28 protein-coding genes are annotated in these 26,883 nt (G+C 67.7%); 26 read left to right on the top strand and 2 right to left on the bottom strand.

The window, feature by feature from the left end; translation table 11 throughout:
- Positions 1-3: 3 nt before the first annotated feature.
- Both N5D45_RS07355 and N5D45_RS07350 read right to left on the bottom strand, forming a co-directional pair.
- Positions 4-423: an NUDIX domain-containing protein gene (locus tag N5D45_RS07355; RefSeq protein WP_049454181.1), complete on the bottom strand. Its 420-nt coding sequence runs from the start codon at positions 421-423 to the stop codon at positions 4-6.
- The gene (locus N5D45_RS07350) at positions 420-2,789 is read right to left on the bottom strand and encodes a S9 family peptidase (RefSeq protein WP_057503001.1); all 2,370 of its coding nucleotides are present in this window, start codon (positions 2,787-2,789) and stop codon (positions 420-422) included. Before N5D45_RS07350 ends, N5D45_RS07355 begins: the two co-directional genes overlap by 4 nt.
- Positions 2,790-2,956: 167 nt before the next feature.
- Here N5D45_RS07350 and N5D45_RS07345 point away from each other — a divergent pair, with 167 nt between their 5' ends.
- The 26 genes from N5D45_RS07345 to N5D45_RS07220 all read left to right on the top strand — a co-directional run bounded on the left by N5D45_RS07345 (position 2,957) and on the right by N5D45_RS07220 (position 26,809).
- A complete protein-coding gene (locus N5D45_RS07345; protein ID WP_279938682.1) occupies positions 2,957-3,286 on the top strand; it encodes a hypothetical protein in 330 nt (109 codons plus the stop codon).
- Positions 3,287-3,323: 37 nt separating this feature from the next.
- Complete coding sequence (locus tag N5D45_RS07340; RefSeq protein ID WP_279938681.1) at positions 3,324-3,977, top strand: sigma-70 family RNA polymerase sigma factor; 654 nt, start codon at positions 3,324-3,326, stop codon at positions 3,975-3,977.
- Complete coding sequence (locus tag N5D45_RS07335) at positions 3,974-4,189, top strand: hypothetical protein (RefSeq protein ID WP_049413155.1); 216 nt, start codon at positions 3,974-3,976, stop codon at positions 4,187-4,189. Before N5D45_RS07340 ends, N5D45_RS07335 begins: the two co-directional genes overlap by 4 nt.
- A gap of 471 nt (positions 4,190-4,660) precedes the next feature.
- The gene (locus N5D45_RS07330; RefSeq protein WP_279938679.1) at positions 4,661-5,959 is read left to right on the top strand and encodes an FtsX-like permease family protein; all 1,299 of its coding nucleotides are present in this window, start codon (positions 4,661-4,663) and stop codon (positions 5,957-5,959) included.
- Between the two features lies 1 nt (position 5,960).
- A complete protein-coding gene (locus tag N5D45_RS07325) occupies positions 5,961-7,160 on the top strand; it encodes an ABC transporter permease (protein ID WP_049413150.1) in 1,200 nt (399 codons plus the stop codon).
- Between the two features lie 129 nt (positions 7,161-7,289).
- On the top strand, positions 7,290-8,687 hold the full coding sequence (locus tag N5D45_RS07320; RefSeq protein WP_049413148.1) for a cytochrome ubiquinol oxidase subunit I: 1,398 nt from the start codon (positions 7,290-7,292) through the stop codon (positions 8,685-8,687).
- Between the two features lies 1 nt (position 8,688).
- Complete coding sequence (gene cydB, locus N5D45_RS07315; protein ID WP_049480315.1) at positions 8,689-9,702, top strand: cytochrome d ubiquinol oxidase subunit II; 1,014 nt, start codon at positions 8,689-8,691, stop codon at positions 9,700-9,702.
- 217 nt (positions 9,703-9,919) lie between these two features.
- Positions 9,920-10,663 carry a beta-ketoacyl synthase chain length factor gene (locus tag N5D45_RS07310; protein WP_043399566.1) on the top strand — a complete coding sequence of 248 codons (744 nt, stop codon included), beginning with the start codon at positions 9,920-9,922 and terminating at the stop codon, positions 10,661-10,663.
- Positions 10,656-11,453 (top strand): lysophospholipid acyltransferase family protein, encoded by a 798-nt coding sequence (locus tag N5D45_RS07305; protein ID WP_010482327.1) that lies wholly within the window; start codon positions 10,656-10,658, stop codon positions 11,451-11,453. Before N5D45_RS07310 ends, N5D45_RS07305 begins: the two co-directional genes overlap by 8 nt.
- Positions 11,440-11,697, top strand: coding sequence for a phosphopantetheine-binding protein (locus N5D45_RS07300; RefSeq protein ID WP_005411610.1), 258 nt, complete (start codon positions 11,440-11,442; stop codon positions 11,695-11,697). Before N5D45_RS07305 ends, N5D45_RS07300 begins: the two co-directional genes overlap by 14 nt.
- A gap of 17 nt (positions 11,698-11,714) precedes the next feature.
- On the top strand, positions 11,715-11,972 hold the full coding sequence (locus N5D45_RS07295) for an acyl carrier protein (RefSeq protein ID WP_006402206.1): 258 nt from the start codon (positions 11,715-11,717) through the stop codon (positions 11,970-11,972).
- Between the two features lie 22 nt (positions 11,973-11,994).
- Positions 11,995-12,546: a membrane protein gene (locus tag N5D45_RS07290; protein ID WP_010482325.1), complete on the top strand. Its 552-nt coding sequence runs from the start codon at positions 11,995-11,997 to the stop codon at positions 12,544-12,546.
- Positions 12,539-14,224, top strand: coding sequence for an AMP-binding protein (locus N5D45_RS07285; RefSeq protein ID WP_010482324.1), 1,686 nt, complete (start codon positions 12,539-12,541; stop codon positions 14,222-14,224). Before N5D45_RS07290 ends, N5D45_RS07285 begins: the two co-directional genes overlap by 8 nt.
- Complete coding sequence (locus N5D45_RS07280; RefSeq protein ID WP_010482322.1) at positions 14,214-14,984, top strand: glycosyltransferase family 2 protein; 771 nt, start codon at positions 14,214-14,216, stop codon at positions 14,982-14,984. The genes N5D45_RS07285 and N5D45_RS07280 overlap by 11 nt, the downstream gene beginning before the upstream one ends.
- Position 14,985: 1 nt before the next feature.
- Entirely contained in the window at positions 14,986-15,927 is a 942-nt protein-coding gene (locus tag N5D45_RS07275; RefSeq protein ID WP_010482320.1) for an acyltransferase, read from the top strand.
- The gene (locus N5D45_RS07270) at positions 15,917-17,467 is read left to right on the top strand and encodes an aromatic amino acid ammonia-lyase (RefSeq protein WP_010482319.1); all 1,551 of its coding nucleotides are present in this window, start codon (positions 15,917-15,919) and stop codon (positions 17,465-17,467) included. The genes N5D45_RS07275 and N5D45_RS07270 overlap by 11 nt, the downstream gene beginning before the upstream one ends.
- Complete coding sequence (locus tag N5D45_RS07265; RefSeq protein ID WP_010482317.1) at positions 17,454-17,885, top strand: acyl-CoA thioesterase; 432 nt, start codon at positions 17,454-17,456, stop codon at positions 17,883-17,885. The genes N5D45_RS07270 and N5D45_RS07265 overlap by 14 nt, the downstream gene beginning before the upstream one ends.
- 2 nt (positions 17,886-17,887) lie before the next feature.
- Positions 17,888-18,511, top strand: a complete 624-nt coding sequence (locus N5D45_RS07260) for an outer membrane lipoprotein carrier protein LolA (protein WP_173581534.1) — start codon at positions 17,888-17,890, stop codon at positions 18,509-18,511.
- Positions 18,504-20,858, top strand: a complete 2,355-nt coding sequence (locus tag N5D45_RS07255; RefSeq protein ID WP_029379817.1) for an MMPL family transporter — start codon at positions 18,504-18,506, stop codon at positions 20,856-20,858. Before N5D45_RS07260 ends, N5D45_RS07255 begins: the two co-directional genes overlap by 8 nt.
- Positions 20,859-20,911: 53 nt before the next feature.
- Positions 20,912-22,162, top strand: coding sequence for an NAD(P)/FAD-dependent oxidoreductase (locus N5D45_RS07250; protein ID WP_049413136.1), 1,251 nt, complete (start codon positions 20,912-20,914; stop codon positions 22,160-22,162).
- Positions 22,150-22,707: a DUF3261 domain-containing protein gene (locus N5D45_RS07245; RefSeq protein ID WP_053443715.1), complete on the top strand. Its 558-nt coding sequence runs from the start codon at positions 22,150-22,152 to the stop codon at positions 22,705-22,707. Before N5D45_RS07250 ends, N5D45_RS07245 begins: the two co-directional genes overlap by 13 nt.
- Positions 22,704-23,888, top strand: coding sequence for a beta-ketoacyl-ACP synthase (locus N5D45_RS07240; protein ID WP_053443714.1), 1,185 nt, complete (start codon positions 22,704-22,706; stop codon positions 23,886-23,888). The genes N5D45_RS07245 and N5D45_RS07240 overlap by 4 nt, the downstream gene beginning before the upstream one ends.
- Positions 23,885-24,340, top strand: coding sequence for a hypothetical protein (locus N5D45_RS07235; RefSeq protein ID WP_010482310.1), 456 nt, complete (start codon positions 23,885-23,887; stop codon positions 24,338-24,340). The genes N5D45_RS07240 and N5D45_RS07235 overlap by 4 nt, the downstream gene beginning before the upstream one ends.
- Positions 24,337-25,068 (top strand): 3-ketoacyl-ACP reductase FabG2, encoded by a 732-nt coding sequence (locus N5D45_RS07230; protein ID WP_006401885.1) that lies wholly within the window; start codon positions 24,337-24,339, stop codon positions 25,066-25,068. The genes N5D45_RS07235 and N5D45_RS07230 overlap by 4 nt, the downstream gene beginning before the upstream one ends.
- Positions 25,068-26,306, top strand: a complete 1,239-nt coding sequence (locus tag N5D45_RS07225) for a beta-ketoacyl-ACP synthase (RefSeq protein WP_010482307.1) — start codon at positions 25,068-25,070, stop codon at positions 26,304-26,306. The genes N5D45_RS07230 and N5D45_RS07225 overlap by 1 nt, the downstream gene beginning before the upstream one ends.
- 62 nt (positions 26,307-26,368) lie before the next feature.
- On the top strand, positions 26,369-26,809 hold the full coding sequence (locus N5D45_RS07220; protein WP_010482305.1) for a hypothetical protein: 441 nt from the start codon (positions 26,369-26,371) through the stop codon (positions 26,807-26,809).
- Positions 26,810-26,883 lie beyond the last annotated feature (74 nt).

The raw sequence follows: 26,883 nt of genomic DNA, 5'->3' as shown, positions 1-26,883 counted from the left end.
CGGTCAGCGGGCCGTCACCCGGGTGGCGACCGCCGGCAGGATATGGTGTTCGCTCAAGGGTGCCAAGGGCAGGCCATGCGGTGGTTGCAGCGGCACCCAGGCCAGTTCGGCGATCTCGGCGCGCGCCTGTGGCGTGCCGTGCACCTGCACCCACCAGGCCTGTGCCTGTACGCGGTGGCCAGGCTCATTCACCGCCCAGTCCTCGAACGTGCCCAGCGCAGCCGCTGAAGCCGTACGCAACTGCACGCCCAGCTCCTCGTCCAGCTCGCGGGCCAGCGCCTGCAGAGGCGCCTCGCCGGGTTCGGGCTTGCCGCCCGGCTGGATGAAGCGGCTGGCGCCCTGCTTGCGCACCACCAGCGCCTGGCCGCGGTCATCCAGGATGACCGCGGCCACGATGTGGATCGTGGCCGCGGCGTTGCTCACTTCAGGTTCTGCTCGAACAGCTTGAGGATGCGCTTGTACTGGTCCAGCCAGGAGTCGGCACGCACGTAGCCGTGGCGCTCCAGCGGGTACGGCGCGATCGACCAGTTGTCCTTGTGCAGCTCGATCAGGCGCTGGGTCAGGTTCACCGAGTCCTGGAAGAACACGTTGTCATCCATCATGCCGTGGGCGATCAGCAGGTTGTCCTGCAGGTTCTGCGCGTACTCGATCGGCGAGGACACGCGGTACGCCTCCGGATCGATGTCCGGGGTGTTGAGGATGTTGCTGGTGTAGCCGTGGTTGTACTGGTGCCAGTCCACCACCGGGCGCAGCGCGGCGCCGGCCTTGAAGGTGCCCGGCGAGCGGAACAGCGCCATGAAGGTCATGAAGCCGCCATAGGAACCACCGTAGATGCCGGCGTGGTCGCGGTCACCCTGCTGGGTGTCGACGAGCCAGTCCAGGCCGTCCTTGTAGTCTTCCAGTTCCGGGTGGCCCATGTTGCGGTAGATCGCCGTGCGCCAGTCGCGGCCGTAGCCCTCGCTGCCGCGGTAATCCATGTCCAGCACGATGTAGCCCTTCTGCACCAGCAGGTTGTGGAACATCTGCTCGCGGAAGTAGGCCGGGTAGCGCTGGTGCACGTTCTGCAGGTAGCCGGCGCCGTGCACGAACATCACGATCGGGTACTTCTTCCCCGGTTCCTTGTTTTCCGGTTCGTAGTACTTGGCCCAGACCACGCCAGCACCATGCTTGGACGGCACTGCCACCAGCTTCGGCTGGATCCACTGGCGCGCCTTGTAGTCGGCGGTGCGGGTGTCGGTCAGCACGCGTGTCTGGCCACCGGCACTGGGCAGCACGGCCAGCTGCGGCGGCAGGTAGGCGCCGGAGTAGCGCACCAGCAGCTGCTGGCCGTCCGGCGACAGCGAGAAGTCTTCCACGCCGTTGAGGCTGGTCAGCTCGCGCACCTGGCGGCTGCCGGTGTCGACCGCGCAGACTTCGTAGTCATGTGGCGCCTGCTGGTTGCACAGGAAGTAGAAGCCCTTGCCATCGGCCGACGGCACCGGCGCCGAGGTTTCCCACTTGCCGCTGGTCAGCGCCTGCGGCTTTGCGGTACCGGCCTGGGTGTACAGGTGCGAGAAGCCCGATTCCTCCGACAGCAGCCACAGCGTGCGGCCATCGGCCATCCAGCCGAAATCGTTGAAGCCCCAGTTGATCCAGGCGTTGTCGGTCAGGCGGTGGCGGTTCTGCACGCGGCCGTCGGCAGCGTTGACGCTGATGATCCAGCGGTCCTTGTTGTCGTTGGCACGCAGCATCACCGCAGCTTGCTGGCCGTCGGCGCTCCAGCGGATGCCACCGCCCATGAAGTCGCTCATCACCTGCAGGCTGCGCTCGCCCTTCAGCGCGTCCTTGCCGGCCTTGCGGCGCAGCTCGGCCAGCGGATCGGTGCTGATGCCCGGCAGGCCAGCCAGCGAAACCTTCTCGGCCTTGCCGGTGCGCACGTCCACGTACCACAGGGTATGCGGTTCGAAGCCGTTGCGGCCGACGCGGGTGCGGGTGTCTTCGGTTTCCTCGTAGCCCGATTCGGTCACGTACAGCGGCATCTTGCCGCCACGGCCGTCATCGAAGTCCTTCGGCTTGGTCACCACGATCAGGTGGGTCAGGTCCGGCGACAGCACGCTGTCGGCGATCTCCACGTCGGCGCCCAGGTACACCGGGCCCGGCGCGCGGGTCGGGTCGGCCTGGCGCCAGCGCTGGTCCTGGTCCTTCAGTGCTTCGCGCTGGTCACGGTCGCGGCGCAGGGTTTCCAGCGTGCGCAGCTGCTGGTCGCGCAGCACGTCGGCCTTCGGTGCCGTGCGCGGATCCTTCTCGGCCTTCAGGCTGGCCACCTGCTGCACGCCGCTGGCGGCGGTCCAGTGGAACCAGTTCTGGCCGACGCGCCAGATCACGCCGTTGTCGGCGGCGAAGTTCACGTTGCCCGCGCGCTCGTTACTGCGGGTCAGCTGGGTCAGCGCGCCGCTGCGCAGGTCGCGCACGAACACGTCGCCATTGCGCACGAAGGCGCTGCGGCTGCGGCTGCGGTCGTAGACCGGCTCGGCCACGTCCAGGGTGCCGCGCTGGTCATCGGCGACCTGCGCGGCCACGCCACCGGCCAGCGGCTGGCGGAAGGTATCGCGCACCGGGCTGCCGCTGCGCTTGAGCTGGTATTCCACCTGCTGGCTGTTCCACGACCACCAGGCCTTCTCGACCGGCGGACCGATCCAGTCCGGGTCGGCCATGGCCTGTTCGATGGTGATCGGCGTCGGCGCGGCATGCGCAGCCGGTGCGGCCAGCACGGCCGACAGCAGGAGGGACAGGGGCAGCACTCGGGACATGGGCGGACGGCACCAGAAGAGGAAACCGGCCAAGGGTACCAGCCGCCCCGGCCCGGGGCAGGGGCCACAGGTCATGGCAGCGGGATTGGCAAAGTGGTGCAACCGGTTGCCGTGGTCGCGCATCCATTCTCCTGAACCCGCATCATCCACCGAACAGGAGTCCGACCATGCAGGAACTGATCCCGATCACCCTCTTCATCTGCATCGCCTACGCGATCCATGCCATTGCCGATGCCCGCGCCCGCAGCAAGCTGGTGGCTCCGCACGTGCCGGAGGAAGTGATCCGCTCGCTGGCGGTACTGGAAGAAGAACGCCGCCGCCAGGGCGCGCTGCGCTGGGGCATCAGCATGGTCAGCCTGGCCGTGGCAATGGGCCTGCTGGAGGCGATCGGTGCACGCGAACTGACCTTCGGCGCCGCCGCCGCGATGGTCGGCAGTGCCGGCCTCGGCCAGCTGCTGGCCTGGCACTTCACCCGTCCTGCCGCACGCAAGGGCTGAGCCAGGACATGCCACGGGCACAGGGGGCGCCCCGCGCATGAGCCTGCTCGGCGAAGCGCTGTCGGCACTTCGGGGCCGTCGCCGCCACGATGCAGCGGCGACGGCGGCACCCGCTGCACCGCTGGATGCGGACCAAGCCTTGGTGCGGGCCATCATCGATGGCTCGCAGGCGGCGTTTTCGCAGCTGGTCGAGACTCATCAACGCACCTGCGCGCATGTGATCGGGCGCATGGTGGGCGACCGTGATCAGGTGGCCGACCTGCTGCAGGAAACCTTCCTGGCCGTGTTCCGCCAGCTGCACCGGTTCCGCTTTGAATCCTCGCTGCGCACCTGGGTTTCACGGGTGGCTTACACCACGGCGTTGCAGCACCTGCGCCGGCGACGGCTGGAGGCGCAATGGATGGTGGCGGTGGAAGTACCCGAGGAACTGGGTATTGGCGATGAAGGGCCGGGGCCGGCTGAACTGAGCGAGGCGCTGCAGGCTGGTCGCCATCTTGGCGCGGCACTGGAACGGCTGAGTGCACCGCAGCGGCTGATCGTCGGCCTGCATTACCTGGAGGATTTCGATCTGGCCGAGATCGAACAGGTGACCGGGCTGGCACGCGGTACCATCAAGAGCCACCTGTACCGCGCGCGCCAGGTCCTGAAGCAGGAACTGACGCGGCATGCCACCGCTGGAGAACTGCTGTGAACCCACCGACCGACCCTCGCGATGCGGAAGAGCGCGCGCTGGCGCAGGCCTTGCGTGAGCAGGCGCAGCAGGAACAGACACCGGATGTGAGCGAGGCGCTGCAGAAGCGCATCGCCGCTGAGTCGCGCGACAGTGGCGTGGGCTATGTGGTGGTGCAGGTGGTGTTGCTGGGGGCGTTGGTGGCAGGGGCTGTCTGGTACTTCTGGCGCTGACAGGACGTGGTGATGCGTTAGACGCATTCTGCGTGGTCTGCAGGCCCAATGACCTGGAATGAGGACTCGTGAAACTCGCGAGCTTCATCAATATGTGGTGATTAGCGCCATGACGAGTCGTGATCGCGCCGCCAATCGTAGGCTGATGTTGCCGACAATGATTCTGAGCTCTCAACCATCTTGAGGATAGTTGCAGAGTTCCATTCCGCTATTGAGGTTCATGTGCGTCCTGGGGAACTCTCGGTCGTCGGCAATCGCTGACGCAGGTCATAGCCGGGGAGGCTTGGACCTGTTCGCGTTCCATCAACTTCAACGGAGATGCGTCATGTCGAAGATCGACAAGTCTGTGCTGCCCGTGCATTCAGCCCGTATCTGGCCACCCTTGGCGATCCAGTGAGAAGCAGGGATCTGCTTCTGCGTGGGATGCCGATCGCGTCTGTCTAGGCACAGGGTCAACTCCATGGAGGGTGTGTGATCTTCTATTACGTTTCTCTGTCGCTTAAGCGCTTTCGGCAACGCCTCCGGACGCACATTGCCGTCGCTCTCATGCTCGGTGCGGGAGTGGGAACCGCCATGGTGATGCTGTCCATTGTGCTGCAGGCATCCTCCGATCCGGTCCCGGGACGCAGCGGGTCGCTCTTCCGTCCACACCTGGACGTGCGCCCGGGAGCACAGCACGCGGCGTCACCTGATCCTGGGCAGGGGTTGACCTGGCCTGATGCCAAAGCCCTGCTGGACCAAGGGTATGCCTGGAATCAGGCGGCCATGGCCGGTGGTGCCGTGACCCTGCTGAAACCCGGGCAATCAAGCGCCCGGCTGCGTGCCAGATACGCAACGTCAGGAGTGTTCGGCGTGCTCGGGATCACTCTGGTGCAAGGGCGATCGTGGACGGCGGAGGAAGGGCAGGCTGGAAGTCGGATCGCTGTGCTGTCACGGGCACTCGCAGCGGTCGAGTGCCCGGCCGGATGCATCGGTCATCCGCTGGAGCTGAGCGGGCGCACATACACGGTTGTCGGCGTGGCGGAGGACTGGCATCCGGTGCCGATGTTCCAGGGAGACGTGACCCGTCGTCCTTTCGTGGAACCCGATCAGATCTATCTACCGGTTGAAACTGCCATTGCGGACGGATTGACCGTGGTCGACGGCGTGGCGGTCTGGGGCGGTGGGGAGGGAGTGGACCTTGCTGGCCCGCAGGCGTCCTGGCTGCAACTGTGGACATGGTTACCGACAGTGGATGACGTGTCTGGATACCGCGCGATGCTGAACGCGTACGCGCAAGCCCGGGATCTGCAGGTTGACCCGGACAGCGATCAGGTCGGGCTCTGGCCGCTGATGGCGTGGCTGGACCGACAGGGGCTGGTCCCTGAACGCACCCGGACACAGCTTCATCTGGCACTGCTTCTGCTGGTGGTCTGCATCGTCAATGCAGCCGCGCTGCTGGGATTCAGCCTGGGCGCGCGCCGTCGCGAGCTTGCGATACGTCGCGCGCTGGGTGCCCGGCGGGGGGATGTTTTTGCCCAGCTCATGTGGGAATCCGCATCGTCGGGATTGGCCAGTGCTGCATTGGCGGCCATTGCGTATGCGGTGGGCATGCGGCTGGTGGCGACAGGGGAGGTGCTTCCGTCGGCCATCACTACGCTGGACCCCGCGTCCGTACTGATGGCAGCCGGGGTTGGGTTCGCGACAGCGCTGTTGTGCGCGTTCATCCCCGCGCTGGAAGTCTGCCGGAGCGGATCGCTGTCGCGGTTGTTTGCAAAGGGAGCGGCGTGAAATGCTGGATTCAATGCAGGAAGTCCGCAACCACCTGGGCCGCGCGTCGCTGCTGTTTGTACAGGCCGCACTGGCCAGCCTGGCCTGCGCCTTTGCCCTGCAGTCTGCCGCAGATGGTTTCTCACGATTGAACACGCGGGGCATCGAGGGAGCACAGGCGATCGGTGTCATCCGGGTCTCCGATATCGAAGAGAGGGTGGCGCCTTCGTTGGTGCGATCGGACCTCTCCGCCATCCAGCTCCCTGGCGTCCGGCAGGCGGTCGCCAGCGATTCGGTTCCGTTCGGAGGCAGGGCTCATCATTACGGTGCATGCACCAGTGATGCAGCCATGGCACACGCCATGGCGGCTGGCAGCAGCGACGTGGCAGGCTGTGATCGCATTCCCGTGATAACCGCCAGCCCAGGCCTGTTGACGATGCTGGGGGCACAGGTGGTGAAGGGGCGTTTGCCGGCAGACCATGAGGCGACCGACGGCGCGCCGGTCGTGCTGATCAGCGAGGCATTGGCCGTCCATCTGTTTGGCTCGGAGAGCGCCGTGGGTCGTCAGCTGTACTTCGGGCCGGGAAGCAGCAGGGTGATCGTGGGTGTGTTCTCGTCCATCGTCGGGCCTGCGCCAAGTGGAAACGATCGGGACTCGCAGTGGGCGCTGTTTCCCGGTTTTCCAACCGGTGCGAGCCGCTATTACCTGATCGGATCCCACGCGGAGGTGGATCGCGTGTTGCTTGACCGCACCGTTGAGGCGCTGCGGCAGCCCTATCGCGTCGTGAATCCGACAGGCGTTGACACGTTGGCCGGATATCGCGATGCCTACCTTCGTGCAGACCGCTTCACGACGGCCATGCTCGCTTTCATGGCAGCGGTGGTCCTGGGTGTGCTGATGGCCGGCGTGTCCGGCGTGGTAGGCGCATGGCTGGAGCGTAGGCGGCGCTCCATCGGTATCCGTCGAACGTTGGGTGCGCGCGCATCGGTGATCTTCACGGAGATCATCTTCGAAGTCAGCATTTTCACCATTTCTGGCGCCGTGCTGGGCGCGTGTTCGCTGTACCTGTTCTGGTCGCCCGAGGACCGAAGCTCGATATCGTCGTGGCTGACAGGGTTGATGGCGTTCATGTTGGTGATGGTGGCGAGTCTTGCTGCCCTGCTGCCCCGTGCATGGCGAACGGTGCGGGAGGAGCCATTGGCGTTGTTGAAGCCGTTCTGATTCGTTCGCCCGTGAGCCCAGCTCCACCTGCGACAAAGTGAAGCAGCGCGTCACCCGGTCGCATCCCGCTTTAACAATATCCCCCTAAAGTGGTGCGGTATCCCACCGGCAGCTGGCAGGAGGCGTCCCTTGGACGCGTTGTTGTTGTCCCGGATCCAGTTCGGATTCGTCATCAGTTTCCACGTGCTGTTCCCCGCCTTCACCATCGGTACGGCCAGCTGGCTGGCCTTCATCGAATGGCGCTGGCTGCGCACGAAGTTGCCCGTGTGGCGCGAGCTGTATTTCTTCTGGCAGAAGATCTTCGCGGTGTCGTTCGGCATGGGCGTGGTCAGCGGCATCGTCATGGCCTTCCAGTTCGGTACCAACTGGCCGCGGCTGAGCGAGGTAGCTGGCACGGTCATCGGCCCGCTGCTGACCTACGAGGTGCTGACCGCGTTCTTCCTGGAAGCCAGCTTCCTCGGCGTGATGATGTTCGGCTGGGGCCGGGTCTCGCCGCGCCTGCATTTCCTGTCCACCTGCATGGTCGCGCTGGGCACGCTGTTCTCCACGTTCTGGATCCTGTCGTCCAACAGCTGGCTGCATACACCGGCCGGCTACGAGATGGTCAACGGCATCGTGCATCCAGTCGATTGGTGGCAAGTGGTGTTCAACCCCTCGTTCCCCTATCGCCTGGCGCACATGGCGCTGGGCTCGTTCATCACCACCTGTTTCGTGATCGGTGGCGTGGGTGCGTGGTACCTGCGAAAGGGAACGCACGTGGAAGCGGGCCGACGCATGCTGATCGCGGCGGTGGGGTTCGCAGCACTGACCGTGCCGGTGCAGATCTTCGTCGGCGACATGCATGGCCTGAACACGCTCAAGCATCAGCCGATGAAGATCGCGGCGATGGAAGCGCACTGGCATGAAACCAAGGAAGGCGAGGGCGTGCCGCTGGTGGTCTTCGCGTTGCCAAACGAGAAGGAAGAGCGCAACGATTTCGAAGTTGCCATCCCGAAGCTGGGCAGCGTGATCCTCACCCACAGCCTGGACGGTACCTTCGATCCTCTCACCTCGGTACCCGCCAGCGAGCGGCCGCCGGTGACGCCGGTGTTCTTCGCCTTCCGCATCATGGTCGGGCTGGGCACGCTGATGCTGTTGCTGGCCTGGGTGTCGGCCTTCCAGTTGTGGCGGAAGAAGCTGCTGGATTCGCCGTGGCTGCTGCGCGGCTGGAACTGGATGCTGCCCAGTGGCTTCATCGCGCTGCTGTCGGGTTGGTTCGTTACCGAGATGGGGCGCCAGCCGTGGGTGGTGTATGGCGTGCTGCGCACCGCTGATGCAGTGGGCCCGCAGAGCGCGTGGATGACCGCGCTGTCGCTGGGCGTCTACGTTGTTGGCTATGCCTTCGTGTTTGGCTGGGGCATCTGGTACCTGGTGAAGATCCTGCGCCATGGGCCGCAGCCGTACGCCGAGGGGCCGTCGCTGGACCACGGCAGCCATACCCCGGCACGCCCGCTGTCGGCCGCCGACGAACCGCTGGAGGAACGCTGACATGGACCTGATGACCTGGCTGCCGGTGGCATGGTTCGCGGTGATCGGCTTCGGCGTGCTGATGTACGTGGTGCTGGACGGCTTCGTGCTCGGCATCGGCATCCTCGCCCCGTTCGCCGAGGACGAGGAACAGCTGGACCTGATGATGAACACCGCCGCGCCGATCTGGGACGGCAACGAGACCTGGTTGGTGCTCGGTGGCGCCGGCCTGCTGGCGGCGTTCCCGAAGGCGTATGCGGTGCTGCTGTCGGCGCTGTACCTGCCGGTGCTGCTGCTGGTGGTGGCGCTGGTGTTCCGCGGCGTGGCGTTCGAGTTCCGCTTCAAGGCGCATCGTTCGCGCCGGCTGTGGAGCGTGGCGTTCGGCCTCGGTTCGCTGCTGGCGACCTTCGCCCAGGGCGTGATCCTCGGCACCCTGGTGCAGGGCATCCCGCTGGTGGACGGTGTCTATCAGGGCGGGCCATTCGCCTGGTTCAGCCCGTTCGCGATGCTGACCGGCGCCGCGCTGGTCGCCGGCTACGCGCTGCTGGGCAGCACCTGGCTGATCCTGAAGACCGAAGGGCGCGTGCAGGCGCTGGCGCGGCAGCTGACCCGGCCGCTGGTGGTGGCGGTGATCGCGGCGATGGGCCTGGTCAGCAGCTGGCTGCCGTTCCTCGATTCGCGGTTGATGGATCGCTGGTTCAGCGACGGCAACTTCTGGTGGCTGTCGCCGGTGCCGCTGCTGACCCTGGCGGTAGCCGCCGCGCTGTGGCGCAGTGCCACCCACCCGCGCCGTGACCTGCCGCCGTTCCTGCTCAGCCTGGCCCTGTTCGTGCTCGGCTTCCTCGGCCTGGTGCTGGGCATGTGGCCCTACCTGCTGCCGCCGTCGATGACGCTGTGGCAGGCTGCCGCGCCGGCCTCCTCGCTGGGCTTCACCCTGGTCGGGCTGGTCATTCTGCTGCCGGTCATCCTCGGCTACACGGCATGGTCGTACCGGGTATTCCGCGGCAAGGTGCACGCCGACACCGGTTACCACTGATCGATTGAAGACGGGGCCTGCGCTTGCCGGGCCCCGTGTTGGGGAATGTGAAACCTGCACACCCCGCGCGGGACGTGCTAGCGTGCGCTCCTTTCCGGCGGCCAGGGGGGCAGCCGGCGACGTCCTGGACGGACGCACGGCTGCAGGAACGGGGGGCCGCCGCGCGTCGCCGTAATGGCTCGTGCCTATCGTTCTCCCGTTGAAGCACCATCGCCAAATGATCGAATTTTCCATCGTCGACTGGGCCGCCTGGGCGCCCGGCCTGAGTGAGCGCAGCCAGTGGCTGGGCTGGGCCGATACGCCGTACCTGCCGCATGGCGGGGACACGCCGGCGCTGGCCGAAGTGCCGGCGATGCAGCGCCGTCGCATTGAGCGGCTGGGTCGTATGGCGATCCAGGCCGCGTGCTGGTGCGAGGACGGGCAGGGCGCCGACAGTGACGTCCCGCTGGTGTTCGCCAGCCGCCACGGCGACGTGGCCCGTTCGATGGACCTGCTGGGCGCGCTGGTCGGCGACCAGCCGTTGTCGCCGACCGGATTCGGCCTGTCCGTGCACAACGCGATCGCCGCGCTGTATTCGATCGCCCGCGGTCACCGCGGCAACTACCTGGCGCTGGCGGCGGGCCAGGCCACGGTGGAGACGGCGTGCCTGGAGGCCGTCGGCCTGCTGGCCGATGGCGCCCGCGAGGTACGGGTAGTGGTCTACGAGTCGCCACTTCCTGAAATTTACGCGACGTTCGCCGACGAACCCGATCCGTTCTTTGCATGGTGCTGGCGTTTGACCGCTCCGGCAGAGGGCCGGCCGACGCTGTCGCTGCAGTGGCAGCCGGCCGACGGCCAGGCCAGCACTGCGCCCGGCCTGCTGCCGCATGCGCTGGACCTGCACCGGTTCCTGTTGTCCGGCGCGCCGGCACTGGAACACGTGGCCCACGGCCAGCGCTGGTGCTGGAGCCGCCGTGGCTGAGCTGCTGCGCCGCCTCGACCATGCCTGGCGTGTGTTTGGCACCGGCCTCAGCTTCGTCGCGTTTGGCCTGGGCGGGCTGCTGCTCGGCGTTCTGGTGATGCCGGTACTGCTGCTGATGCGTGACCCGGTGGCGCGCCGCCGCCGCGCCCGGCGCGTGGTCCAGGTCGCGTTCGCCAGCCACCTGCGGCTGATGCGCGGGCTGGGGGTGATGACCTACGAGATCGAGGGCGGTGAGCGCCTGCAGCGCGACGGCCTGCTGGTGCTGGCCAACCACCCCACCCTGATCGACGTGGTCTGCCTGATCTCGCTGCTTCCCAACGCCGACTGCGTGGTCAAGCGGGCCGTGGCCTGCAACCCGTTCATGCGCGGTCCGGTACGGGCCGCCGGCTACATCGCCAACGACGATGGTGCCGGGCTGGTCGATGACTGTGTGGCCGCAGTGCGCGCTGGAGGCACCCTGGTCATCTTCCCGGAGGGCACCCGCAGCGTGCCCGGACAGCCGCCGCGGCTGCAGCGGGGCGCGGCCAACATCGCCGTGCGCGGCCGCCTGGACATCACCCCGGTGCGGATCACCTGCAGCCCGCCAACGCTGACCAAGGGGCAGAAGTGGTATCGTGTCCCCTCACGTCGCTTTCACGTTCGGCTGCAGATCGGCGAAGATATCCCGATCGCGCCATTTCTGGCCGAAGACGACTCGCCAAGGGGGGATGCCTTGGCAGCCCGTCGCGTCACCGAGCACCTTTCTCGTTATTTCGACCTGTCTGGAGATCCGAACCGTGCAAGCACTTGAGCACGAGATCAAGGAATTGATCATTTCCTCCCTTTCGCTGGAGGACATCACGCCGGAGGACATCGATCCGACCGCGCCGCTGTTCGTCGAGGGCCTTGGCCTGGATTCGATCGACGCGCTGGAGCTGGGCCTGGCGCTGCAGAAGAAGTACGGTGTGAGCCTCTCGGCCGATTCGGAAGAAACCCGTCGCCATTTCTCCAGCGTGCGCGCGCTCGGCGAGTTCGTCGCCGCCCGCCAGTCGTAACGGTGCCAGGACCTGCCATGACCAAGAATGAACTGTTCGAACGCATCGTCAGCATCCTGACCGACAGCTTCGAGATCGAAACCGCCCGGATCACGCCCGAGGCCCGCCTGTACGACGACCTGGACATCGACAGCATCGATGCGGTGGACCTGATCGTGCAGCTCAAGCCGCTGCTCGGCCGCAATCTGCAGCCGGAAGCGTTCAAGGCCGTGCGTACCGTGCAGGACATCGTTGATGTGGTGCACAGGCTGCTGCCGGACCAGGCAGCCGCCTGACCGCAGCGCCGGCGGCTCCACCATGGCACGCGCACGCACGGTCGTGGTGGCTGCGATCTCGCTGGCCTACCCGGTGCTGGTGTATCTGGCGATGGGCCGTTTCGAGCCACGCTGGCTGTCGCTGCTGCTGTTTACCCTGGCCCTGCTGCGCGCGCTGAGTACGCGCCAGCCGCTGTGGTGGGCCGCGGCCGCGGGCACCGGCCTGCTGGCGGTGCTGGCCACGGTACTCAACCAGGCCCTGCCGCTGAAGCTGTACCCGGCGCTGGTCAATGCAGTGATGCTGGCGGTGTTTGGCACCAGCCTGCGTTTCGGCCCGCCGCTGGTGGAACGCCTGGCACGGCTGCAGGAACCGGACCTGCCAGCGTTCGCAGTGGCCTATACCCGCCGCGTCACCCAGGTGTGGTGTGGCTTCTTCGTTCTCAACGGCAGCCTGGCCCTGCTGACCGCGCTGTACGCGTCGGACCGGGTCTGGATGCTCTACAACGGATTGTTGGCGTACGTGATGATGGGCGTGTTGTTCGCAGGTGAGTGGCTGGTGCGGCGGCGGGTGAAGGCGGCGCACGCGCATGGCTGAGTGGATTGCCCTGGACCGGCTGCTGCTGGAGGCGCGGCCGCAGCGCAATGTTGGCGTCTGCGATGGCGAGGTGATCGACCACGCTCGCTTCCGCCAGCGCGTGCTGGCCTGGCGCGCGGCCTTTGCGGCCGCCGAAGGCCGTGACTGGGCCCTGTATTTCGACGATGCCGTGGCCTTTGCGGCGGCGCTGTTCGGCGCCTGGCATGCCGGCAAGCGGGTGTTCCTGGCCGCCGACAACCTGCCGGCCACGCTGCAGGCGCTGCAGCCGCAGGTGAGCGGTTTCGCAGGCGACGTGTCCGCCGATTACCGCCCGCTGGCGGCGCTGGACGCCGCGCTGGACGACGTACTGCAGGCGCTGGACGAGCGCGCCTGCGAACTGTGCGTGTTCACCTCCGGAAGCACCGGCCAGCCGAGCGCGATCAGCAAGCGCATGGACCAGCTGGCGCGCGAGGTGGATGCGCTGCAGGCCGCGTTCGGCGCGCAGCTGGAAGGCGTGCAGGTACATGGCACGGTGTCCCACCAGCACATCTACGGCCTGCTGTTCCGCGTGCTGTGGCCACTGGCCGCCGGCCGCCTGATCCATCCACGCCGGTTCTTCCATGAAGACCTGGTGGGCGCGCTGGCCGGTACCGACACGGTGCTGGTGGCGACCCCGGCTCACCTCAAGCGCCTGCCCGAGCAGCTCGACTGGGCCAGCCTGCATGGCCGCCTGCGTGCGGTGTTCTCCTCCGGTGGCCCACTGCCGGAAGAAGCTGCACGCCAGGTACGGCAGTGGCTGGGCGTGGCACCGACCGAGGTCTATGGCAGCAGCGAGACCGGTGGTATCGCCTGGCGCCGCTGGGACGCCGACCTGCCGCCGTGGCAGCCGCTGCCGGGCGTGCAGTGGCGCATCGAGGATGGCTGCCTGGCCGTCGCCTCGGCGCATCTGGAAACCCTCGACTGGTGGCGCACCCAGGACCGCGTGGAAGCCTTGGCCGACGGCCGCTTCCGCCTGCTGGGCCGTGCCGATCGCATCGTCAAGATCGAAGAGCGCCGCGTTTCGCTGGATGCGCTCGAACGCGCGCTGCGCGAAGACGCCGAAGTGGACGACGTGCGCGTGCTGGTCCTGCCCGGCCAGCGCGAGCAGCTGGCGGCCGTGGTGGTGCCGGCCGACCTGGCGCTGCTGGAGGGCGGTGACGCCGCGCGCCGCGCGCTGGGCCAGCGCCTGGGCGCGCGCCTGGCACAGGCACATGACGCGGTCACCCGGCCGCGCCGCTGGCGGCTGGTGCCGACGCTGCCGATCAACGCACAGGGCAAGGTCACCCAGGCGGCGCTGGCAGCGCTGTTCCAGCCACTGATGCCGGTGCCGGTCTGGGACCGCCGCGACGCCGCCAGCGCCACCCTGCGCATGACCCTCGACCCGGCGCTGCGGCCGTTCCAGGGCCACTTCCCGCAGGCGGCGATCCTGCCCGGCGTGGCGCAGCTGGACTGGGCAGTGCGTTTTGGCCGCCAGATGTTCGCGATGCCGGCAGCGTTCCTGCGCATGGATGCGGTGAAGTTCCAGCATGTGGCCCGCCCGGGCGATGAGCTGACCCTGCAGCTGGACTGGGATGCCGCACGCAACGTGCTGGCCTTCCGCTACACCTCCAGCCACGGTGTGCATGCCAGCGGCAAGGTGGTCTTCGCCGATGCGGACTGAGCCGGCCGTTGCCAGTGCCGCGTTCGCGCCACTGGTGGTGATCCCCGTCTACGACCACGAGCACGCCATCGCGGCGGTGGTCGACGGCGTGCAGGCCGCCGGCCTGCCGTGCCTGCTGGTCGATGATGGCTCGCATGAGGCGTGCGCGAATGCACTGCGCTCGCTGGCACAGCGCCAGGGCGTCGACCTGCTGCGCCTGGACATCAACCAGGGCAAGGGCGGGGCAATGCTGGCCGGTTTCGCCGAAGCCGGTGCGCGTGGCTACAGCCACGTGCTGCAGATCGATGCCGATGGCCAGCACGACACCGCTGACCTGCCACGCTTCATCGAAGCGGCGCGCGCCCATCCCGAGGCGGTGATCTGCGGCATTCCGGCCTACGACGCCAGTGTTCCGAAGGCGCGCCTGTACGGGCGCTACGCGACCCACATCTGGGTCTGGATCAACACGCTTTCGCTGCACCTGCGCGACACCATGTGCGGCTTCCGCGTGTATCCGCTGCCGGCGGTGCTGCGCCTGATCGATGAAGAGACCATCGGCCGCCGCATGGATTTCGATACCGAGGTGATGGTGCGCCTGTACTGGCGGCAGCTGCCGGTCGAGCACCTGGCCACGCGCGTGACCTATCCCGCCGATGGCGTGTCGCACTTCGATGTGTGGCGCGACAACGTGCGCATCAGCCGCATGCATACCCGCCTGTTCTTCGGCATGCTCTGGCGCGCACCACGCCTGCTGTGGCGCCGCCTGCGGGGGCAGCACTGAGATGGCGACCGCGCAGGGTGCCCCGCACTGGGCCGACATCGGCGAATCGACGTCGGTGGCCGGCGTGCTGTTCCTGTGCTGGGTGCACCGCTGGTTCGGGCGCTGGCCGTTCCGCCTGTGCGTGTGGCCAGTGGTGGCCTGCCATTGGCTGGGCAACCGTGTAGGGCGCCAGGCCTCGATGCAGTACCTGCAGCGGCTGCAGGCGCACAGCGGCGTGCTCGGCCGCACGCCAACGCGGCGTGACAGCCTGCGCCATTTCTTCGCCTTCGCCGACACGATGCTGGACAAGATCCTCGGCCTGGGCGGGCGCTATCCGGCCGAACGCATCCACCTGCATCGTGACCTGGTGCTGGAGAAGATCGCGCGCCGCGAAGGTGGGCTGATCCTTACCGCGCACATCGGCTGCCTGGAACTGTGCCAGGTGCTGGCCGAACAGGTGCCGGGGTTCCGCATCACCGTGCTGGTGCACACCGCGCATGCGCAGCGCTTCAACCGCCTGCTGCAGCGCCTGGACCCGCTGGCGGCGGTGGAACTGGTGCAGGTCACCGAGATGGGCCCGGCCACGGCGGTGATGCTGGCCGAGCGCGTGGCCGCCGGTGGCTTTGTCGCCATCGTCGGCGACCGCACGCCGGTGCAGGGCGGTCGCAGCGTCACCGCCGATTTTCTCGGCCACCGGGCGCCGTTCCCGATCGGCGCCTACGTGCTCGCCGCCGCGCTGGGCTGCCCGGTCTACACCATGGCCTGCCTGCACCAGGGCGAGGGCTATCGCGTGGCGTTTGAACAGTTCGCCGAACGCATCGTGCTGCCGCGTGGCTCACGCGATGCGGCACTGGCCGAACAGGCACAGCGCTTCGCGCGCTGGCTGGAACTCCAGCTCATCCAGTCCCCGTTGGACTGGTTCAATTTCTTCCCCTTCTGGGATCAGGCTCCGCATGACGACTGACGCCGTACCCGTGTGCCGCTTTGGCGATGCACCGTTGACCATCGAAGACGTGGTTGCCCTGGCCCAGCGCCAGTGCGAGGCCGCACTGAGCGACGCGCCGGCATTCCGTGCGCACATCCAGCGTGGTGCCGACTTCCTCGACCGCCTGCTGCGCGAGGACGGCGTGATCTACGGTGTGACCACCGGCTATGGCGACTCGTGCACGGTGAACATCCCGCCGGCGCTGGTGGCCGAGCTGCCGCACCACCTCTACACCTACCATGGTTGTGGCCTGGGTCGTTACCTGGACCCGGTCGAGACCCGTGCGGTGTTGGCTGCGCGCCTGGCGTCGCTGGTGCGCGGCATGTCCGGTGTCAGCGTGCCGCTGCTGGAAGGCCTGGCCACGCTGCTGCAGCACGACGTGCTGCCGATGATTCCGGCCGAAGGCTCGGTCGGTGCCAGTGGCGACCTGACCCCGCTGTCCTACGTGGCGGCGGTGCTGTGCGGCGAGCGCGAGGTACTGTTCGACGGCCGCGTGCAGCCGGCGGCCGAGGTGCTGGCGAAGATCGGCATGACCCCGCTGAAGCTGCGGCCGAAGGAAGGCCTGGCGATCATGAACGGCACCGCGGTGATGACCGGCCTGGCCTGCCTGGCCTGGCAGCGCGCCGATTACCTGGCCCGCATGGCCACGCGCCTGACCGCGTTCAACGTGCTGGCCAGCGACGGCAACGCGCACCACTTCGACGAGACCCTGTTCGCGGCCAAGCCGCACCCGGGCCAGGGCCGCATCGCCGCGCGCTTGCGCAGCGACCTGCACAGCGAGCGCCCGCCGCGCAATGAACAGCGCCTGCAGGACCGCTATTCGCTGCGCTGCGCGCCGCATGTGATCGGCGTGCTGGAAGACAGCCTGCCGTTCCTGCGCCAGCTGATCGAAACCGAACTGAACAGTGCCAACGACAACCCGCTGATCGACGCCGACGGCGAGCGCATCCTGCATGGCGGCCACTTCTACGGCGGCCACATCGCGCTGGCAATGGACACCCTGAAGAACACCGTGGCCAATGTTGCCGATCTGCTGGACCGGCAGCTGGCACTGGTGGTCGATGCCCGCTACAACCATGGCCTGCCGGCCAACCTGTCGGCGGCCACCGGCCCGCGCGCGGCCATCAACCATGGCCTGAAGGCGCTGCAGATCAGCGTTTCGGCGTGGACCGCCGAAGCGCTGAAGCAGACCATGCCGGCCAGCGTGTTCTCGCGTTCCACCGAATGCCACAACCAGGACAAGGTCAGCATGGGCACCATCGCCGCGCGCGACTGCCTGCGGGTGATCGAACTGACCGAACAGGTGGTGGCGGCGATGCTGATCGCCGCCCGCCAGGGCCTGGCGCTGCGCGAACGGGTTGGCCTGAACGCGCAGCTGCATGGCAGTCTGGCCGACATGTACGCCGACCTGGGGCAGCGCATCGCCCTGGTTGAAGAAGACCGCGCGCTGGATCGCGAACTGCGGGAACTGCTGGTGGAGATCCGCGCGCAACGTTGGGAGCTGTATGCCGGTGAATGAGGCCATTGAACGGGTTGGCGAGATTGCGTTGACCCCCGCCTTCCATGACTGCGACCCGATGAACGTGGTCTGGCATGGCAACTACTTCAAGTACTTCGAGATCGCGCGCTGCGCGTTGCTCGGGCGCTACGACTACGACTACCCGCAGATGCTCGAATCGGGCTACCTGTGGCCGGTGGTCGATGCACGGGTGAAATATGTGCGCCCGCTGCTGTTCAACCAGGCCCTGCGCGTGATCGCGCGCATCGTGGAATGGGAGAACCGGCTGAAGATCGAGTACGAGATCCTCGATGCGGAAAGCGGCCAGGTGCTGACCCGCGCGATGACCATCCAGGTCGCGGTGGACGCGACCAGCAGGGAAATGCTGTACCAGTGCCCGCCGGTACTGTGGGAACGCCTGGGAGTGCCTGCGCCGTGACCATGCTTGCCCGTCTTTCGAGCGTGCTGCTGTGCACGCTGCTGCTGGTGGCCGCACCGCGGGTGCAGGCTGCCGACCCCGCTGTCGATGCGATTACCCAGGCGGTGGCGCGGCCGGAGGTGCTGCGTGGCCAGTTCAGCCAGGAAAAGCAGGTCAGCGGCTTCAAGAACCCGCTGCGTTCGCAGGGCCGGTTCGTGGTCGCACGCCAGCACGGCGTGATCTGGACCACGCTCAAGCCGTTCCCCTCCGAGGTGGTGGTCACCGCCGACCGCATCCTCAGCCGCCAGCGCGATGGCAGCACCCGCGTTGAGCTCGATGCGCGGCAGCAGCCAGCGATGCGTTCGGTCAACGCCATCATGTTCGCGCTGATGAGTGGCGACGTGCAGGCGCTGTCCAGCCAGTTCAACGTGGCGGCCAGCCGTGAAGGACAGGGCTGGCGGCTGCGCCTGACGCCGAAGTCGGCGATGCTGGCCAAGGCTTTCGAATCGCTGACCCTGCAGGGCGATCGCTACGTGCGCCAGGTCGAGATCGTCGAGGCCAACAAGGACCGCACGCAGATCCAGTTCAGCGCGTTGAGCGAGACGCCGGCCACGCTCAACGCCGACGAGGCCCGCCGTTTTGAGTGAGGCCGTGGCATCCAACGCACCGGACCGCCTGCGGCGCTGGTGGCACTGGCTGGGCATCGCCTGGCTGGTGCTGCTGCTGGCGCTGGGCGCACAGCAGTGGCATTTGTGGAGCCAGCAATCGCGGATCGACACCGACATCCTCGCGTTGCTGCCGCAGGATGCGCATGACCGCCTGTTGAGCGACGTCACCCGGCGCATCGCCGATGGCAGTTCGCGGCAGGTGGTGGTGCTGCTCGGCAGCAAGGACAGCGCGGCCGCCAAGCGCGCGCAGGCGGCCTTTGCGGCGGCCATGGCCAAGGACGCCGACCACGCCTTGTTGGTGCCCAGTGGTTCGATCGAAGGCTGGTTCGATGAGGCGCGCGCGTTCTACGCGCCGTACCGCGACCGCCTGCTGACCCCGGCCCAGCGCGAGCAGCTGCAGGGCAGTGAACCGGGCGCGTTGGCCGAGCAGGCGCTGGCTGCACTGTACGGCCCGATGGGCGCGCCGCGCCTGACCGACTGGCGACAGGACCCGCTGTCGCTGTGGCCGCAGTGGTGGCAGCAACATGCGCAGGGTTCGGGCCTGCGGTTGGGCGATGATGGCCTGCTGGAAGCAGAAGGCAAGCATTGGGCGGCGCTGCAGTTCGATACGCCGGGTTCGGCGTTCCAGCTCGATGGCGAGCGCCATCTTGATGGCCTGCTGGAGCGGGCCGGAAAGGCGGCCAAGACCGCAGCGCCGGAGCTGGAAATCCTGCATGCCGGCGTGCCGCTGCATGCCGAGGCCGCCGCGGTGCAGGCCAATCAGGAAATCAACACCATCGGTTGGGGTTCGCTGGCGGCGGTGCTGCTGCTGGTGTGGCTGGCATTCCGCTCACTGCGGCCGATCCTGCTGGTCGCCGCCTCGCTGCTGATCGGTTGTGGTGTGGCGCTGGCGGTGACCGTGCTGGTGTTCGGCAAGGTACACGTGCTGACCCTGGTATTTGGTGCGTCGCTGGTGGGTGTGGCCGAGGATTACGGCATTCACTGGTTCGCCTCGCGCCAGGCCGAACCGGCCGATCGCCGCTGGAAGCTGCTGCGGCATCTGCTGCCGGGCCTGTGGCTGGCCCTGCTGACCAGTGCGCTGGCCTACCTCGCGTTGGGCCTGGCCCCGTTCCCCGGCCTGCGCCAGATGGCGCTGTTCTCGGTGGTGGGCCTGGCCGCTGCGTTCCTCACGGTGATCTTCTGGTTCCCGTGGCTGGATGGTGGCGAGATCCGCCAGACCCGCTTCTCGCAGTGGCTGGGCAACACGCTGGAGCGCTTCCCGCGCCTGCATGGCCGTCGCGCGGTGACGATGTTCGTGGTGATCACGCTGGCACTGTCTGCAATCGGCATCGCACGCCTGCAGAGCAACGACGACCTGCGCAGCCTGCAGTCATCACCGCCAGCGTTGATGGCGCAGCAGATCCGCCTGAGCCAGCTGCTGGGCATGCCCAGCCCGGCGCAGTTCTACCTGGTGCAGGGCGCGGATGCCGCGCAGCTGCTGCAGCGCGAGGAAGCACTGACCGAGCGCCTGCGTGTACTGGCCAACGACAAGCGCATTGGTGGCTATCGCGCGATCAGCGATTGGCTGCCGTCGCCGGCGCGCCAGCAAGCCGATGCCGCGCTTACCGCGAAGGTGGAACCCGGCGTGCTGTCGGCCGTGTCCGAGGCCGTGGGTGAACCGCTGCAGCGACCGCAGTTCGCGGCTGCACCGCTTACCGCCGAGGCCTTCCTCGCTTCGCCGGCGTCGCAGCCGTTCCGCCATCTTTGGGTGGGTGCGGTGGGTGGGCAGATGATCAGCGTGGTGATGGTCGATGACCTGTCACGCGCCGATGCACTGACGACCCTGCGTGGCGCGGCCGAGGGCCTGCCGGGCGTGCGCTGGGTCGACCGCACCGCCGATTTCTCGCAGCTGCTCGGCCACTATCGCAAGCTGATGGGTGGGCTGCTGCTGGTCGGCATTGCACTGGTGTTCGGTGCGCTGTGGCTGCGCTACCGCCGCCAGGCCTGGCGCGTGTTCGCCCCGACCCTGATCGCCGGCGCGCTGACCCTGGGCCTGCTGGGCCTGTTCGGCCAGCCGCTGCAGCTGTTCAACGTGCTGGCGTTGATGCTGCTGCTGGGCATGGGCATCGACTACGGCATCTTCCTGATCGAGCACCGTGGCGATGCCAGCGCCTGGCTGGCGGTGTGCGTGGGTGCGGCCAGTACCTGGCTGTCGTTCGGTCTGCTGGGCCTGTCGCAGACCCCGGCGCTGCGCGCGTTCGGCCTGACCCTGCTGTTCGGCATCGGCCTGGTCTGGTTGATCTCGCCGTTGTTCCGGCCGCCGCCGCATGAGCTGCCGCCAGCCTGAACCTGTCTTCCGACTTCCTTCTTTCCACCTGATCGAGCAACAAGGACGCACCGATGAATACTGCTGTGGATGCTGTCGAACGTACTGAGATCCTGATCATCGGTGCCGGCCCGGCCGGCTCCGTGGCTGCGGCGATGCTGCGCCAGCAGGGCCGCCAGGTGCTGATGCTGGAGCGTCAGCAGTTCCCGCGCTTCTCCATCGGCGAAAGCCTGCTGCCCCAGAGCATGGAATACATTGAAGCCGCCGGGCTGCTGCAGGATGTGGTCGAGGCCGGCTTCCAGTACAAGAACGGCGCCGCTTTCGTGCACGGCGAAGCGCGTACCGCCTTCGACTTCCGGAAGAAGTTCTCGCCAGGCTGGGGCACCACCTACCAGGTGCAGCGCGCCGACTTCGACAACGTGCTGGCACGCGGTGCCGAGCGCATGGGCACCACGCTGCGTTTCGGTGATGAAGTGCTGTCGGTCGAACCCGGTGAACAGCCCACGGTGAACGTGCGCCGCCCGGATGGCAGCGAATACCGCATCGAAGCCGACTTCATCCTCGATGCCTCCGGCTTCGCACGCCTGCTGCCGCGCCTGCTGCAGCTGGAATCGCCATCCAACTTCCCGGTGCGCGGCGCGATCTTCTGCCACGTGCGCGACAACATTCCGGCCGAAGCGGACTTCGATCGCAACAAGATCCTGATCACCACCCACCCCGAGCACGTCGACGTCTGGTACTGGACGATCCCGTTCTCCAACGGCTGCTGCTCGCTGGGCGTGGTCGCCGAGCCGTCGTTCTTCGAGCGCTACGAGGGTGACGACCTGCAGAAGCTGCAGGCCATCGTCGGCGAGGACCCCAACCTGACCCGCCTGCTGGCCAACGCCGAATGGGCGGTGCTGCCGGTGCGCCGCATCACCGGCTACTCGGCCAACGTCCGTTCGCTGTGGGGGCCCGGCTATGCCCTGCTGGGCAACGCCGGCGAGTTCCTCGACCCGGTGTTCTCGTCCGGTGTGACCATTGCCTTCAAGTCCGCGCAGCTGGCCAGCGAATGTCTGGCGCGCCGCTATGCCGGTGAAACCGTCGACTGGGAAGCTGAATTCTCGATCCCGCTGCGCGCCGGCGTGAAGACCTTCCGCCGCTTCGTCGAAAGCTGGTACGAAGGCGGCTTCCAGAAGATCATCTACCACCCGCAGCAGCAGCCCGAAGTGCGCGACATGATCAGCTCCATCCTGGCCGGCTACGCCTGGGACACCAACAACCCGTATGTGGCCGACGAAAGCGGCCGTCGCATGCGCGTGCTGGAGGAATTGTGCAGCGCCTGATCTTCCGTACTGCGGCCCTGCTGCTGTGCCTCCTGCTGGCCGCCTGTGCCGGGCGCATGCCCAAGCCACAGGTGGAACTGCCGCCGCTGCGCCTGTCGCCGGCCAGCCTGCCGGCGCCGCTGGCGCTGCAGCAGCAGCTGCATTTCCGCTTCGGCAGCCATGAGCGCGACCTCGACGCGCTGCTGGAGGCCGATGCACAGCAGGTGCAGCTGGCGGTGCAGGCGATGGGCCAGACCGGCGTGCGCCTGCAGTGGGACGGCCAGCAGCTGACCCAGCAGCGTGCGCCGTGGTTGCCGTCGCAGGTGCGTGCCGAGCGTGTGCTGGATGACCTGCAGTTCGCGCTGTGGCCGACCGCGGCCATCGCCGCCGCGCTGCCGACCGGCTGGGAGGTCATCGACGACGGCCAGCAGCGCAGCCTGTCGCGCGATGGCACGGTGTGGCTGCTGCTGCAGCGCCTGGACGATGGCAGCGTGCAGCTGGACAACCGCGCCGAAGGCTATGCGCTGCGCATCGAATCGATCGATATGGCCGGGCAGGACCCATGAGTGCACCGATCTACCTGAACGACCTGGGCGTGGTCTGCGCGCTCGGCGATGGCCGCACTGCGGTCGCGTCGGCGATGTTCGCCGATGTGCCGGGCGGGCTCAGCGACAACGACAGCCTGCTGCCGGGGCGCACCCTGGCGCTGGGAGAGGTCCGCACGCCGCTGCCGGCGCTGGAAGACCTGCCGGTGGCCCTGCGCGGGCGCAACAACGCCCTGCTGGACGTGGCGCTGGCGCAGATCGCACCGGCGGTGGCCGCGGCGATTGCCCGCCATGGTGCCGAGCGCGTGGCGGTGGTGCTGGGCACCAGCACCTCGGGCATCGGTGAATCCGAGCAGGCCCTGCGCAGCCACGCCGAACAGGGCCAGTGGCCGCAGGGCTTCGATTACGCCCAGCAGGAAATGGGCACCGCCGCGCAGTTCGTGCGCCAGCGCAGCGGCGCACAGGGACCGGCGTGGACCCTGTCCACGGCGTGTTCGTCCAGTGCCAAGGCACTGATGTCAGCCGCGCGCATGCTGCGCGCCGGCATCGTCGATGCGGTGATCGCCGGTGGCGCCGATTCGCTGTGCCGCTTCACCGTGGCTGGCTTCAGCGCGCTGGAATCGGTGTCGGCGGCACGCTGCAACCCGTTCTCGCAGCACCGCGCCGGCATCAACATCGGCGAAGGCGCCGCGCTGTTCCTGCTCACCCGCGAGCTCGGCCCGGTGTGCCTGGCGGGGTGGGGCGAATCGGCCGACGCGCACCACATGTCCGCTCCCGACCCGCAGGGGCTGGGTGCCATCGACGCGCTGCAGCAGGCACTGCTGCGCGCAGGCTGGGGCGCCGACGAAGTGGATTACGTGAACCTGCATGGCACCGCCACCGGCCACAACGATGCGATGGAAAGCCTGGCGGTCTCGCAGGTGCTGGGCAACAGCGTGCCAGCCAGTTCGACCAAGCCGCTGACCGGGCACACGCTGGGTGCCTCGGGCGCGATCGAGGCCGCGCTGTGCTGGATCCTGCTGGCCGAGAACCCGCAGCAGCAGCTGCCGCCGCACTGGTGGGACGGCGTGGCCGACCCAGCGCTGCCGGTGTTGCCGCTGGTCGCACCGGCCACCCGCCTGGCGCAGCCGCCGCGACGGGTGCTGAGCAATTCGTTCGCTTTCGGCGGCAGCAACGCCGTGCTGGCACTGGAGCGTCGATGAACACGCTGTATGCAATCGAAGAGGTGGTGCCGCACCGCCAGGACATGTGCCTGCTGCAGCGCATCACGCATTGGGACCAGGACACCCTCGAGGCCGAACTGGTGGTGCCCGAGGCCGGCCTGTTCGTGGAGAACGGCGAAGTGCCGGCGTGGGTCGGCATCGAATACATGGCGCAGGCCATCGCGGCCTGGGCCGGCTGCCGCGCGCGTGCGGCCGGCAAGCCGCCGCAGCTGGGCTTCCTGCTCGGCAGCCGCCGCTACAGCAGCGCGCGCAGCAGCTTCCCCGCCGGTTCGCGGCTGCGCGTACAGGCGCGCTGCGAGCTGTTGGGTGACAATGGATTGGGGATGTTCGCCTGCCGCATCCTGGCAGGTGAGGACGAATGGGCGACAGCCAACGTGTCGGTGTTCGAACCGGCCGACGCGATGGCCTATCTGGAGAGTGGACAGGCATGACAGGGAATCGAAGCGTGCTGGTGACCGGCGCCAGCCGGGGCATCGGCCGGGCCATCGCGCTGCGCATCGCGCGTGATGGCTTCGACGTGGTGGTGCATTGCCGCAGCCGCCTGGAAGAGGCACAGGCCGTGGTGGCCGAGATCCATGCACTGGGCCAGCAGGCCCGCGTGCTGGCGTTCGACGTGGCTGACCGCGAGGCCGCACGCGCCGCGCTGGAGGCCGATGTCGAGGCGCATGGCGCGTACTACGGCGTGGTCTGCAACGCCGGCATCGCCCGTGATGGTGCTTTCCCGGCACTGTCGGCCGAGGATTGGGACCAGGTCATCCACACCAACCTGGATGGCTTCTACAACGTGCTGCATCCGCTGATCATGCCGATGGTGCGGCGGCGCAAGCCCGGCCGCATCGTCACCCTGTCGTCGGTGTCCGGACTGGCCGGCAACCGCGGCCAGGTCAACTACAGTGCCGCCAAGGCCGGCATCATCGGTGCCACCAAGGCCCTGGCGCTCGAACTGGCCAGCCGCCAGATCACCGTCAACTGCGTGGCTCCGGGCCTGATCGAGACCGAAATGCTCAACGATGAAGTGATCGAACACGCGCTCAAGCTGATTCCCGCTGGCCGTGTCGGCCGCCCCGACGAAGTGGCGGCGACGGTGGCGTTCCTGCTGTCCGAGCCGGCCGGCTACATCACCCGCCAGGTGATCTCGGTGAACGGGGGCATGCTCTGATGGCCGCCGATCGTCGCGTGGTGGTTACCGGTGCTGCGGCCATCAGTCCGCTTGGCCACGACTGGCCCACCATCGAAGCGCATCTGCGCAGCTGCCGCAATGCCGTGCGCACGATGCCCGAATGGGATGTCTATGCCGGCCTGAACACCAAGCTGGCCGCGCCGGCGCAGGACTTCGAGCTGCCGCCGAACTACAACCGCAAGACCACCCGCTCGATGGGCAAGGTCGCGGTCATGTCGGTGCGCGCCACCGAGGTGGCGCTGCGCGAAGCCGGCCTGCACGAGCATCCGGTACTGCGCAGCGGCCGTACCGGCGTGGCCTACGGCTCGTCCTCGGGCAGCCATGAGGCCACCGGCGAATTCGGGCGCATGCTCAACGAATTCACCACCGAAGGCATCAGTGCCACCACCTACCTGAAGATGATGAGCCACACCGCGCCGGTCAACATCGGCGTGTTCTTCGGTTTGTCCGGGCGCGTCTACACCACCTCCAGCGCCTGCACCTCGGGCAGCCAGGGCGTGGGCGCGGCCTATGAAGCGATCCGCAGCGGCAAGCAGACGGTGATGGTGGCCGGCGGTGCCGAGCAGCTCGATGCCACCGCTGCGGCGGTATTCGACACCCTGTTCGCCACCAGCGTGCGCAACGATGCGCCGCAGACCACGCCGCGCCCGTTCGATGCTGGCCGTGATGGCCTGGTGCTGGGCGAGGGTGCCTGTACGCTGATCCTGGAAGACCTGGAGCACGCGCAGGCGCGCGGTGCCACCATTCTTGCCGAGGTGGTCGGCTACGGCACCAACAGCGACGGCCAGCACGTCACCCAGCCCAGCGCCGACACCATGGCCCAGGCCATGCGCCTGGCGCTGGAGGATGCGGGCCTGGAGCCGGCGCAGATCGACTACGTCAACGCCCACGGCACCGCCACCGATCACGGCGACATCGCCGAGACTCAGGCCACCGCGCAGGTGTTCGGCAGCCGCATGCCGATCAGCTCGCTGAAGAGCTATGTCGGCCACATGCTCGGCGCCTGTGGTGCGTTCGAGGCCTGGATGAGCATCGAGATGATGCGTGCTGGCTGGTTCGCGCCGACCCTGAACCTGGCCGAGGTCGACCCGCGCTGTGGCCAGCTCGACTTCATCACCGGTCAAGGCCGCGAACTGCAGGCCGAGTACGTGATGAGCAACAACTTCGCCTTCGGCGGCATCAACACCTCGCTGGTGTTCCGCCGCTGGCGCGAGTGATCCACCGCCCCACCGCCGTTGTTCCCGCAACCTACCCGCACCCTCGACAAGGAGATGTTCCGATGCGCCGCACCCTGATGATCGCCACGGCCACCGCACTGCTGGCCCTGGCCTCCACCGCTTCTGCCCGCGATACCCGCGTGGAGCAGTCCCTGCAGGAACTGGTCAGTTCGCAGGCTGCCAAGGACGCCGGCATCGACGGCAGCGTCCGCTTCTACCTGGCCGGCCAGCCGGTCAGCGTGCAGCAGCGCCTGGGCGAAGACGTGACCAACAAGAAGACCAACGCCGCCAACAAGAGCGATGCCGAGGCCTGCCGCTGGGTCGCACTGTCGGCGCTGCGCGCGCTGCAGGACGGCGCCAAGTCGCGCGGCGCCAACGCCGTGGTCGACATCGTCAGCTACTACAAGAAGAACGAGTTCAAGAGCAGCACCAACTACGAATGCTACGCCGGTGCGATCCTCGCCGGCGTCGCGCTGAAGGGTACCTACGCCAAGGTCAAGTAAGCGCCTGCGTGGTGGCGGCTGTGGCTGAACGCCGCCGCCACATTGCTGAACCCCGCCGGGGAAACGCCGTCGAT

This window comes from Stenotrophomonas sp. GD03819, from assembly GCF_029841665.1.
Classification (GTDB): Bacteria; Pseudomonadota; Gammaproteobacteria; order Xanthomonadales; family Xanthomonadaceae; genus Stenotrophomonas; species Stenotrophomonas geniculata.
This window is presented reverse-complemented; position numbering and strand designations above follow the sequence as displayed.